Below are 11,968 nucleotides of genomic sequence, written 5' to 3'. Positions count from 1 at the left end.
GTTCCATCTCTATCTTCCAGCTCGAGCAATCAAGCTCCCAACGAGCACAGGAGATGAGTCATGACCACGACATTCACGCCTGAGAATTCCGCGCTTCTGCTGATCGACCATCAGGTCGGCACGATGCAGCTGATCAAGAACATCGACGTCGAGCAGGCCAAGCGCATGTCGCTGGCGCTTGCCAAGGCTGCCAGCATCCTCGGCATCCCAACCGTGCTGACATCCAGCCAGGAAGATCGCGTGCAGGGGCCGCTTCTGCCTGAACTGCAGGAGATCCTGCCCGAGGCTTTCGAAAAGCGCGTCAAGCGCGAAGGCATCGTCAATGCCTGGACCGACGCCAATTTCAAGGCCGCGGTCGAAGCAACGGGCCGCAAGAACCTGATTATGGCTGGCGTCACGACCGACGTCTGCCTCGTCTTCCCGGCAATCGACGCCGTCGCCGAAGGCTACGAAGTGCAGGCCGTCATGGACGCTTCGGGCTCGCCTTATGAGTTGTCCGAGGATATGTCTCGCCGCCGCATGCAGGATGGCGGCGTCATTCTGACCGCCACCAACACCATGATCGCGGAACTTGCCCAGAACTGGGGCACGCCGAACGGCCAGAAGCTCATCCAGCTGCTGTTCACCGAAGTGCTTCCGCCGATCGCGTAACCGATATCCAGTCCGCGCGAAGCCAAGGAGTAGAGAACATGACCTTAGAAGCAACTCCCCTTAACGGGATTGGCGTCGTATCGCCGGAAACGCATCTGGTAAGAGCGCAAGGCCCGTTTCAGCTCCGCCGAATCCGCCCAGGTATTACCCTGCGGCAACCGGATGACGCAGGCTTCGGCGGGCTTGGAATTATCGACCATGCCCGGCTGCAACCCGGCCTCGTCGTCAGGATGCATGAGCACCGCAACGACGAGATCATCAGCTATCTGCGCGCGGGCAACATGCAGCACACGGACTCGGCTGGCCGGAGCGAGGTCATCTCGCCCGGTCGGCTGATGGTGATGAACGCCGGCAGCGGCTTTTCCCACGAGGAGGAAGTCGTCGGCAAAGACCAGATCGAAATGCTGCAGATCTTCGTTCGGCCCGAGACGACGGACATGGAACCTGGAGTTCAGTTTGTCAGCCTGGACGAGGCAACCCGAACCGATCAATGGCGGCTTCTGACGGGACCCGTCGGGTCGGCAGCACCGAGTTTCGTCCGCCAGGCCATCTACCTCTACGATATGCACCTGTCGGCCGGCAAAAGCATCGGCCTGCCCTCCATACCCGGGTTCGATCGCTGGCTCTATGTCTTTCGCGGCAGCGTGCTGGTGGGCCATCAGGAGGCCGGAACGCATACGGCGCTGACGATCGGCGCGGATGAAGCCGCGCTTGACGTGACGGCGACCGCAGAGACGGATCTGGTGCTCTTTCTCATCGACCGGCGCGCGCGGTTTTCCCGCGAGGGCACCATAAGCGGTTGAGCATTGGACGGGCCAGACGATCGTCGCGGATGGTGGCAACGTCCGGAACTGATTTCGAAAAGCTCCCGAATAGCTTATCCACCCCGCTCGCTGCCAATCACGAGCGGGGCGGTTCTATTTCAGCCGCTCTTTCAGGAACTCGATAAATCGCTGTGTCTTTGCAGGCAGCAATCGGGTCTCGGTGATTGCAAAGACGGATACGGGCGCGCCCTGCCACTGCGGCAGGATGCGTTGCAGCCGTTGGGCCGCCAATTCGTCAGAGACAATTTCCTGCGGAAGCATGGCGACACCCATGTCCAGCGTGGCGAGGCGGCGGATCATTCCGATATTGTTCAGCCGGAACCTGCCGCCGGCGGCAACATCAGCCGTTTCCATCCCATTGCTCAGCGTCCAGACCTTGGTATTCAGCATGCAAAGGCATTGATGCCCGGCCAGGTCCGAAGGACCATTCGGTTCGCCGTTGCGTTCGAGATAGCGCGGCGAGGCATAGAGATACGGCGACAGGCGGGCCAGCGGACGCGCAATCATGTGGGACGACTCCGGCTCTCCCATGCGGATCGCCACGTCAAACGGTTCCGCCACCAGATCGACCCTGCGCGGCGTCAGATCGAATTCGAAACTGATGCCGGGATATTGCTCGGCGAATTCGGCGATCAGCGGCGCCAGATAGGTCGTCGCAAAATCCACGGGCAGGGATACGCGCAAGAGGCCGCTCGGCTGCTCCAGCATCTCGCCGAGTTGCTCATGTGCCAGCCGTGCTTCCTCGACGATACGCTTGCAGCGCTCGAAGTAGATCTGGCCGGCTTCCGTCAGCTCGATCCGCCGCGTCGTGCGGTGCAACAACCGCAATCCGATTGCCTTCTCCAGCAGGCTGATCCGGCGGGACAGGGTGGAGTTGGGAACCTTGGTGGTTTCGGCGGCCCTACGAAAGCTGCGCGCTTTCACGACCTCCACGAACAGAGCCATGTCGTTCAAAAGTTCCACATCATTGCTCCATCAGCAGATCAATCGGCTCCGTTCTAGCCTATTGATCCCAATTAATGCAGCAACCATTTGTTATGGGAAACAATCACGACAAGTTGCGATCTCGCTTTTCCCCGACTACCAGAGCTCGGGATGCCGGTTAACGTCCTTGTAAAGCAGGTAGCGGAAACGGCCCGGCCCGCCGGCATAGCAGGCTTGTGGGCAGAAGGCGCGCAGCCACATGAAGTCTCCCGCCTCCACTTCCACCCAGTCCTTGTTCAGCCGATAGACCGCCTTGCCTTCGAGCACGTATAGGCCGTGCTCCATGACATGCGTCTCCATGAACGGGATCGTCCCGCCCGGTTCGAATGTGACGATGTTGAGATGCATGTCGTAACGGACATCAGACGGATCGATGAAACGGGTGGTTCCCCAAGAGCCATTCGTGTCCGGCATCGACGAAATGGCGTGCTGATCCTCATGCGTGAAAATAGCGGGCGGAGCTTCCAATCCCTCGACTGCCTGGAACACCTTCCGGACCCAATGGAACCGGACTGGCGCGGTCCCCCGATTGCTCAGCTTCCACGCGGCTCCAGCCGGGATAAAGGCAAAAGATCCTGCCTTCAGCGCATAGTCGCTTCCGGCATATTCGATCGCCATCTCGCCCTCGACGACGAAGATCGCTGCTTCCGCGCGTTTGTCGGGCTCCGGTCGATCGCTTCCGCCGCCCGGCAAGACTTCCATCACATATTGCGAGAAGGTTTCCGAGAAACCGGAGAGCGGGCGGGATAGAATCCATGCTCTCGTTCCCGACCAATGCGGAAGCACGCTCGTTACGATGTCGGTCATAACGGTTCGTGGAATAACCGCATAGGCCGTCGTAAAAACAGCCTTGCTTGAAAGCAGTTCGGTCTGCGGCGGCAATCCGCCGAGTTTCGAATAGTAATTTCTGTCGGTCATGGGTCCGGTCTCGCGGCGCGGGATTATGCATTTGCATTAAGTGCCGCACGCCTTTTAAGCAACACTAAATTCGGCGCTCACAAGCCGGGAAATCAAAAACTTCAATCAAAATATTGTTTTTTAAAATGGAACTCCGGTTTCATTCAAGTCGGCATGAAAACTGCTTCTCATCCGCTGACTGGGTCCTGCCCGGTGGCAACAAGAACAGATGAGGGAACGGCATGAACCAGGCATTCGATCTTCTATCGCAGAGAAGATCCATTCTTCGCAAATTCCGCAAATCCATCATGGTCGGGGCAACCGCCATCGCACTGGCCGCCGCGGGCACAGCCACGGCCTTTGCCGCGGGAACGCTGCGGATCGGCATGACCGCTTCCGATATTCCGCTAACCACCGGACAGACGGACCAGGGTGGCGAAGGTCAGCGCTTCATGGGCTACACGGTCTATGACTCGCTCGTCGAATGGGATCTCACAAGTGCCGTAAAGCCGTCGGCCCTCGTTCCGGGGCTCGCCGTTTCCTGGGCAGTCGATGCCAACGACAAGACCAAGTGGGTTTTCAAGCTTCGCGACGGCGTCAAATTCCATGACGGCAGCGCTTTCACCGCCGACGCTGTCATCTGGAACCTCGACAAGCTTCTGAAGACGGATGCTCCCCAATTCGACAAACGCCAGGCGGCCCAGGGCAAGTCGCGCATTCCAGCCGTGGCCAGCTACAAGGCAACCGATCCGCTGACGGTCGAGATCACCACCAAGACACCAGATGCGACGCTGCCTTATCAATTGAGCTGGATCCTGATGTCTTCGCCCGCAAACTGGGAAGCGCAGGGCAAGAACTGGGATGTCGTGGCACAGAAGCCGTCCGGGACCGGGCCGTGGAAGCTGGAAAGCGGCTTCACGCCTCGCGAGCGCGCCGAGCTGACGCCGAACAAGAACTACTGGGATCCGGCGCGCGTGCCGAAGCTCGACAAGCTGATCCTCATTCCGCTGCCCGAACCGAACACCCGCGTCGCCGCTCTCCGATCCGGCCAAGTCGACTGGATCGAGGCGCCGGCGCCGGACTCCGTCGCTTCTCTCAAGGAAGCCGGCTTTACGATCGTCACAAACTCTTATCCGCATAACTGGACATGGCATTTCTCCCGTGTCGAAGGTTCGCCCTGGAACGATATCCGCGTCCGCAAGGCCGCGAACCTCGCCGTCGATCGCGACGGCCTGAACGAGCTTCTCGGCGGCCTCTCGACCCCGGCCCAGGGGTTCATGCCGCCCGGCCACCAGTGGTTCGGCAATCCGACCTTCAAGCTCAGCTACAATGTCGAGGAAGCGAAAAAGCTGATGGCGGAAGCCGGATACGGTCCCGACAAGCGCATCAAGACCAAGGTCATCATTTCCTCGTCCGGCTCCGGCCAGATGCTGCCGCTGGCGATGAACGAGTATATCCAGCAGACGCTTGCCGAAATCGGCATCGATATCGAATATGAGGTGGCCGACTGGAACACGGTCATCAATATCTGGCGCGCGGGAGCGAAGGATCCGAGCGCCAAGGGCGCAACGGCGATCAACTACTCCTATTTCATCCAGGATCCCTTTACCGGCCTCATCCGGCATCTGCAGTGCAATCTCGCACCGCCGGCAGGTACGAACTGGGGTTATTATTGCGATCCGGAAATGGATGCGCTCTTCGAAAAGGTGCGCAACACCTTTGATCCCGCCGAACAGGACAAGGTTCTCCAGCAGGTGCATGAGAAATACGTCAACGAAGCGCTGTTCCTGATGGTCACGCACGACGTCAATCCGCGCGCGATGAGTACAAAGGTCAAGGGCTTCGTGCAGGCGCAGAACTGGTTCCAGGACTTCTCGCAGATCACGCTCGATCCCTGATCCCCCAAACGGGTGCGCCGGCTCGCCGGTGCACCCCCATTGAAGCGCGGACTTACTCTTTCCAAGCGAGAATCTCATGCTGGCTTATGGTTTGAAACGGCTTCTGCATGTCATACCGGTGGCGATCGGCGTCAGCATGGTGTGCTTTATGCTGATCCACATCGCGCCGGGCGACCCGCTTGCGGCCATCCTGCCCTCCGATGCCTCGGCCGAACTCCAGGCCCAGATGCGAAGCTTCTATGGCCTCGACCGGCCGCTGCCGGTTCAGTACGCACTGTGGAGCTGGCGGGCGCTGCATGGCGATCTCGGTGTTTCCATCACCAGCGGACGGCCGGTCCTCGGCGAAATCGCCTCTGCTTCGCTCAATTCAATCATCCTGGCGGTCGCTGCAACGCTGATCGGCTTCACGCTCGGCGCGGGCCTCGGCTTCCTGGCCGGTGTCTTCCGCGGCAAATGGATCGACCGCATCGCTTCGGCGATCTCGATGCTCGGCGTCAGCGTGCCGCATTATTGGCTCGGCATGGTGCTCGTCATCGTCTTTTCAGTCAGGCTCGGCTGGCTTCCCGCGATGGGCGGTGGCCCCGGTGGATCGGACGGAAGGGCGGTCAATTGGGAATATCTCCGCTATCTCATCCTTCCTGCCATCACCATGTCCGTCATCCCGATGGGAATCATCGCCCGGACAATCCGGTCGCTGGTCGCGGATATTCTCGCGCAGGATTTCACACAGGCTCTCGCCGCCAAGGGGCTAATGACGCGGCAGATCCTGCGCCACGTCGTTCGCAATGCCGCACCGACGGCGATATCGGTCATGGGCCTGCAGCTTGGCTATCTGCTCGGCGGTTCTATCCTGATCGAGACGGTCTTTTCCTGGCCTGGAACGGGCTTCCTCCTGAACGGCGCGATCTTCAGCAGGGACCTGCCCGTGCTCCAGGGCACCATCCTTGTGCTCGCCATGTTCTTCGTTCTCGTCAACCTCGTCGTCGACGTGCTTCAGAGCGCAATCGATCCGCGTATCCAGAGGAGTTGAGCCCATGGTGGCCGTTACAGCAGACGTCGTCGCAGATGGTCCGCGCACCATCCGCTCCCCCGGTTTCTGGCACGGCGTCGTCCGCCGTCTCTGTCGGGATCCGGTTGCCATCGTGGCGCTCCTTATCATAATCGCACTCATCGTCGCGGCGATCCTCGCTCCCTATCTCGCGCCATATGACCCGACAAAGACGAGTGTGATCCGCCGCCTGAAGCCGATCGGCACTCCAGGATACATACTCGGGACCGATGAACTTGGCCGCGACATGCTGTCCCGGCTGATCTACGGCGCAAGACTATCGCTATTGATGGGCGTCATCCCTGTTCCGGTCGCCTTCGTGATCGGTTCTGCGATCGGCATCATCGCCGGCTACGCGGGCGGCATCGTCAATACGCTGATCATGCGAACGGTCGACGTCTTCTATGCATTTCCGTCCGTGCTGCTTGCCGTTGCGCTCTCCGGTGCACTCGGCTCCGGCCTGACCAATGCGCTAGTGTCCCTGACGGTGGTGTTCATTCCACAAATCGCCCGCGTCGCCGAGAGTGTGACCACGCAGGTACGACGCCTCGACTATGTGGACGCCGCCCGCGCCTCGGGTGCAAAGGCTCGCACGATCATCACCGTCCATATTCTGGGCAACGTTCTCGGCCCGATCTTCGTGTTTGCGACCAGCCTCATCTCGGTATCGATGATCCTGGCCTCCGGCCTTTCCTTCCTCGGGCTCGGCGTCAGACCGCCGGATGCCGAGTGGGGCCTGATGCTGAATACGTTGCGCACGGCAATCTACGTCAACCCCTATGTGGCGGCTCTGCCGGGCGTGATGATCTTCATCACGTCGATCTGCTTCAATCTTTTCTCGGACGGCCTGCGCGCGGCAATGGATGTGAAATCATGATGGGTGGCCTTCCCTTGCCTGCAAAAGATCCGCGCGACCGTGGCGGCCCTGCCCAGCCGCTAGTCTCCGCCAGATCTCTCTTGAAACACTTCCCCGTCAAAGGTGGCGGGCTATTCCAGCCTAAGAAGGTGGTCCGCGCCGTCGATGGGATCGACTTTGACATTTTGAAGGGTGAGACACTCGGCGTGGTCGGCGAGAGTGGCTGCGGCAAGTCGACGATGGCACGGTTGCTGATGCAATTGATCAAGCGGGATCAAGGCGAAGTGCTGTTCGATGGCGAAACGGTCGGCGGCACGCTGTCGCTGAGCGATTACCGCCGGCAGGTACAGATGGTGTTCCAGGATAGCTATGCCTCGCTGAACCCACGCCTGACGATGGAGGAGTCGATCGCGTTCGGCCCGCGGGTTCATGGTGTCACCGCGGAAAAGGCCATGGCCCGGGCACACGACCTGCTGCACAGGGTCGGCCTGGAGCCGAACCGTTTTGCCGGCCGCTATCCGCACGAGCTTTCCGGCGGCCAACGGCAGCGCGTCAACATTGCCCGCGCCCTGGCGCTGGAGCCGCGCCTCGTCATTCTCGACGAGGCCGTGTCCGCACTCGACAAGTCGGTGGAGGCGCAGGTGCTGAACCTGCTGCTCGATCTCAAGCGGGATTTCGGCCTGACCTACCTCTTCATCTCGCACGACCTCAACGTCGTTCGCTTCATGTGCGACCGCGTTATGGTCATGTATCTCGGAAAGGTAGCGGAGATCGGCAGCCGCGACGCGATTTTCGACCGCACGAAACATCCCTATTCGGCGGCGTTGCTCGCCTCCATGCCGAAGATCAACCCTTCCGATCGCACATCGGAGCCTCCCCTTGCAGGTGATCCGCCAAATCCGATCGATCCGCCTCCCGGCTGTCGATTCCATACGCGCTGCACCTTTGCCGAGGAGATTTGCAGCCGGGAGATGCCGCCGCTTGTGAGCGTGTCCGGGGATCATGCCGCAGCCTGTCTTATGTCGATGCCCGCATCCGGTCACAGCCGTGCGCCCGTCATGATGGAGACTCAAGATGACTGATGCCCAGCCGATGATCGATATCAGGAACCTCTCGGTGACCTTCAATCGCGGGCGCAAACCGGTCAAGGCGGTGAACGGTGTCAGCCTTTCCGTTCGGCCGGGCGAAGTCGTGGCCCTGCTTGGCGAGTCCGGCTCCGGCAAGAGCGTGACGATGCGTTCCCTGCTGCGTCTGCATCCGCCGGGAACGATCATCGAGGGCTCGATGACGGTCGCCGGCCGCAATGTGACAGCGCTTACGAAGAAGGAGTTGGGCGACCTGCGCGGGCCGATCGTCTCGATGGTCTTTCAGGAGCCGCGGCTTGCCCTCGACCCCGTCTATACGCTCGGCCGGCAGATTGAGGAGACGATCAGGCGACATGAAAATGTGTCGCGTCAAGAAGCCTCGGCGCGGGCGCTCGCCTTGTTTCAGAAGGTTCGTATCCCTTCGCCGGAACGACGCCTCAAGAATTACCCGCACGAAATGTCCGGCGGCATGCTGCAGCGTTCGATGATCGCGATGGCACTCTCCTGCAATCCGAAAGTGCTCCTTGCCGACGAGCCGACGACTGCCCTCGACGCGACGGTGCAAATTCAGATCCTCCTCCTGATCCGGGAGCTTCAGGCGGAATATGGCTTGTCGGTGATCTTCGTCACCCATGACATCGGCGTCGCTGCGGAAGTGGCCGACAGAATTGCGGTAATGTATGCGGGGCGGATCGTCGAGGAAGGCACCGTCTCCGACATCATCAACCAACCGAAACATCCCTATACCCGCGGCTTGCTGGGAGCCCGCGTCGAGCTGGCCCATGGCCGGGACAGATTGGTGACAATTCCGGGCTCGCCACCTGATCTGGCGAACATGCCACCTGGCTGCGCCTTCGCGCCTCGCTGCCCACAGGTGTCGGATGCGTGCTGGTCCCGCGTGCCCGATCTCGTCGGCCAAGGCGGAACCGGACAAGTGGCCTGCCTTCAATACGCATAGGTTTCGAGCTACCCGTCACTGAAAAGACAACAGCGAACCAGGGAGACCGCCGTGCTCGTTCAGCATGCGCACGACACAACGAAGCACATCGTCCTCATCAACCCGAATACGTCTGAGGCAACAACAGCAATGATGACCGACATCGCCCGCAGCGTCCTTCCGGCTAATGTCACCGTCGAAGGTGTGACTGCGACAAGCGGTGTTCCAATGATCCTCGATGACAGACAGCTGGCGGCCTCCGCCGCCGGAGTGGTCGAGATGGGGCTCGCGGCGGCCCGGTTCTGCAACGGCATCATCGTCAGCGCCTTCGGCGATCCCGGCATCGAGCAGCTACGGGACCTCACCGACATTCCCGTTGTCGGCATCTGCGAGGCCAGCATGCTTGAGGCATCCGCGCATGGACGTCGTTTTGGCATCGCAACGGTCACGCCCGATCTTGTCGGCGGCTTTGCACGCAAGGCGGAAGGTCTCGGGCTCGGTCAGTTGTTCACAGGGACGCGCCTCACCAACGGTGATCCGCAAAAGCTCGCAGCCGATCCGGAGCGGCTGCAGGCCGAACTTGCCTTGGCGGTCGAACAGGCATTCGACCTCGACAGCGCCGAGGCGGTCATCATCGGTGGCGGGCCATTGGGACAGGCCGCCGTCGAGCTGGGACGCCGGTTTTCCAGGCCGGTGATTGCACCGATCACGGCGGCCGTCGCGTCGCTGCTGCTCCAAATCAAAGCCACATCTGCCACCCGCAACACTTCTTCATGACGAAGGCATACGGACATCGGTTGCCGGCGCCCTTTTCGATTGCAAATCGGGTATCCGCGACCGAAAATCCACCGGCGAGCAATCTGGCGGAGACGGAAGTGTCCAAAGAGAATTCGTTTCTGTTCAGGGTCAGGCAGGCTCTTCCGGACCTCCACCCCGCCGAGCGGCGATTGGGAGATTTTGTCTGCGATTTTCCAGGCGAGCTTGCGAGCTATTCCGCGCAGGAACTGGCGGCACTTGCCCATGTTTCGAAGGCAACCGTTTCGCGGTTTGTCCAGAGGCTGGGCTACGCAAACTACGAAGAGGCACGCAGGCACGCCCGCGCCGAAAAGCAGACCGGATCGCGGCTGTTTCTGTCAACCTCGACAGATACCTCCACGACCCAATCGATCAAAGCGCACATCGCGCAAGCGATCGCCAACATTGACGCGACCTTTCTCGCCATCAACGATACGCAAATCGATGCTGTTGCGGAAGCAATGCTAAACGCTCGCAAGGTGTGGGTGGTTGGCTTCCGCAGCAATCATCCTTTCGCCTCCTATCTCCAGTGGCAACTCACGCAGGTCATCGAGAATATCGTGGCGATCCCCGGCCCGGGACAGACCCTCGGCGAGCATCTGGTCAGCGTGCAGGAACAGGATGTCGTCGTGCTGTTCGGCCTGCGGCGGCGGATAGCGCGGATGGATCTGCTGATCGAGCAAATCCTGCGGTCAAAAGCCAAGTTCCTCTACATCACCGACGAAGGCGCCCCCGTTCTGGCAAGCGCCGAATGGCATTTCCTTTGCCAGACACTGGCGCCCGGACCACTCTTCAATCATGCCTCCGTCATGGCGCTCTGCCACCTGCTGATAACGCGATGCGTCGAAAAGGCGGAGGTGTCAGGTCGCAGACGTCTGCGAAACATCGAAGCTCTGAACGATAGCCTCGAGGAGCTTTAGCCAGGTGCATTTCCCTATCGCGATAGAAGATCCAGCTACGCATCTGACGGAAATGCCATGGCCTCAGCTCCCCTCTATTCTGGCCGATCGTCTCCGGATCGATGCCGTCGGCGTCGAGTTTAAGTCGATACGACGACGTCCTCCTCACCACGACGGTTCTGGAATGAGGCCAGTTGTGAAACCACTATGCCAGCAATGACAATGCAGAAACCCACGATGGTTTTGGTAGACGACACCTCATGCAACCAGAGAAAGGACAGGATTGCAGAGAAGATGGGGATGAGATTTTCGAATGCGTTGGCCTGCCAGAGAGCAAGGCGTGCGATTGCGTAGCTATATAATATATAGGCGACGGCGGAGCAGAAAATTCCGAGAAATGCGATCTTCAGAAGAATAAGAAAATCGATGTTCTGGCTCAATATAAGCCGGCTATCGAAAATGGCGACAATAGGAAAAAAATATATAGCTCCAAATAAATTCTGCGTCCCGACGACTGTTATACTTTTATATTCTCCGAGAAGATGCTTTGCCAGGATAATATAGACAATCGCAGAACCTACAGACAATAAGAGGAATAACAGGCCCTCGGGAGAGTACGCCAAGCTGAAGTTTGTCGGGTCGATGATTGTGATCGAGATGCCGATAAACGCTATTATCAATCCGATAATGCCGGTCGGGCCAATTTTCTCCCCCAGGAATATGAAGGTGATCGCCGGAAATACCACAGGAACAGTCGCCACGATCAGAGCGCTAAGCGTCGATGGCGTGAGGAAAATTCCGTATCCCTCGCCGATAAAATATAGAAAGGGGGAAAAGAAGGACAACAGCGCAAACACTGGCAGATGCTCTCGCCTGATTTTCTCATTTATACGTAATGTCTTCTTCAAGATGAATATAAATAGAGACGCGATTAATAACCTCATGAATATCACAGCCATGGGGCTGTAGGCTGTAAACACATCCTTGGACACAATGAAATTTATGGACCAGAGGAACATAGCCAAGGTAATGGCCAAGTGAGGCAAAATCTTCATGATCTCATCAGTTCAAAATTCGCTTAATGAAAAGCCGTG

The 11,968-nt window shown here is 59.3% G+C and carries 12 protein-coding genes; 9 read left to right on the top strand and 3 right to left on the bottom strand.

Going from position 1 to position 11,968, the window contains the following annotated elements; all coding sequences use genetic code 11:
- Positions 1-60: 60 nt before the first annotated feature.
- Complete coding sequence (locus tag AC1RO0_RS15340; protein ID WP_498593746.1) at positions 61-651, top strand: isochorismatase family protein; 591 nt, start codon at positions 61-63, stop codon at positions 649-651.
- Between the two features lie 38 nt (positions 652-689).
- Positions 690-1,454, top strand: coding sequence for a pirin family protein (locus AC1RO0_RS15335; RefSeq protein WP_498593745.1), 765 nt, complete (start codon positions 690-692; stop codon positions 1,452-1,454).
- 114 nt (positions 1,455-1,568) lie between these two features.
- Here the strand turns inward: AC1RO0_RS15335 and AC1RO0_RS15330 are convergent, their stop codons facing one another.
- A complete protein-coding gene (locus AC1RO0_RS15330; protein WP_498593744.1) occupies positions 1,569-2,438 on the bottom strand; it encodes a LysR family transcriptional regulator in 870 nt (289 codons plus the stop codon).
- Between the two features lie 117 nt (positions 2,439-2,555).
- Positions 2,556-3,377 carry a bifunctional allantoicase/(S)-ureidoglycine aminohydrolase gene (locus AC1RO0_RS15325; RefSeq protein WP_498593743.1) on the bottom strand — a complete coding sequence of 274 codons (822 nt, stop codon included), beginning with the start codon at positions 3,375-3,377 and terminating at the stop codon, positions 2,556-2,558.
- A 287-nt stretch (positions 3,378-3,664) separates the two neighbouring features.
- Between AC1RO0_RS15325 and AC1RO0_RS15320 the strand changes: the two genes are divergently transcribed.
- The 7 genes from AC1RO0_RS15320 to AC1RO0_RS15290 all read left to right on the top strand — a co-directional run bounded on the left by AC1RO0_RS15320 (position 3,665) and on the right by AC1RO0_RS15290 (position 10,895).
- The gene (locus AC1RO0_RS15320; protein ID WP_498594031.1) at positions 3,665-5,254 is read left to right on the top strand and encodes an ABC transporter substrate-binding protein; all 1,590 of its coding nucleotides are present in this window, start codon (positions 3,665-3,667) and stop codon (positions 5,252-5,254) included.
- A 76-nt stretch (positions 5,255-5,330) separates the two neighbouring features.
- Complete coding sequence (locus AC1RO0_RS15315) at positions 5,331-6,284, top strand: ABC transporter permease (protein ID WP_498593742.1); 954 nt, start codon at positions 5,331-5,333, stop codon at positions 6,282-6,284.
- Between the two features lie 4 nt (positions 6,285-6,288).
- The gene (locus AC1RO0_RS15310; protein ID WP_498593741.1) at positions 6,289-7,179 is read left to right on the top strand and encodes an ABC transporter permease; all 891 of its coding nucleotides are present in this window, start codon (positions 6,289-6,291) and stop codon (positions 7,177-7,179) included.
- The gene (locus AC1RO0_RS15305) at positions 7,176-8,240 is read left to right on the top strand and encodes an ABC transporter ATP-binding protein (RefSeq protein WP_498593740.1); all 1,065 of its coding nucleotides are present in this window, start codon (positions 7,176-7,178) and stop codon (positions 8,238-8,240) included. Before AC1RO0_RS15310 ends, AC1RO0_RS15305 begins: the two co-directional genes overlap by 4 nt.
- Positions 8,233-9,201, top strand: coding sequence for an ABC transporter ATP-binding protein (locus AC1RO0_RS15300; protein ID WP_498593739.1), 969 nt, complete (start codon positions 8,233-8,235; stop codon positions 9,199-9,201). The genes AC1RO0_RS15305 and AC1RO0_RS15300 overlap by 8 nt, the downstream gene beginning before the upstream one ends.
- Before the next feature lie 51 nt (positions 9,202-9,252).
- Complete coding sequence (locus AC1RO0_RS15295; RefSeq protein WP_498593738.1) at positions 9,253-9,957, top strand: aspartate/glutamate racemase family protein; 705 nt, start codon at positions 9,253-9,255, stop codon at positions 9,955-9,957.
- Positions 9,958-10,055: 98 nt separating this feature from the next.
- Positions 10,056-10,895 carry a MurR/RpiR family transcriptional regulator gene (locus AC1RO0_RS15290; RefSeq protein ID WP_498593737.1) on the top strand — a complete coding sequence of 280 codons (840 nt, stop codon included), beginning with the start codon at positions 10,056-10,058 and terminating at the stop codon, positions 10,893-10,895.
- Between the two features lie 119 nt (positions 10,896-11,014).
- Here AC1RO0_RS15290 and AC1RO0_RS15285 read toward each other — a convergent pair whose 3' ends face one another.
- Entirely contained in the window at positions 11,015-11,929 is a 915-nt protein-coding gene (locus AC1RO0_RS15285) for a DMT family transporter (RefSeq protein WP_498593736.1), read from the bottom strand.
- Positions 11,930-11,968 lie beyond the last annotated feature (39 nt).

Source organism: Rhizobium sp. GW821-FHT14E12 (genome assembly GCF_058803745.1).
This window is presented reverse-complemented; position numbering and strand designations above follow the sequence as displayed.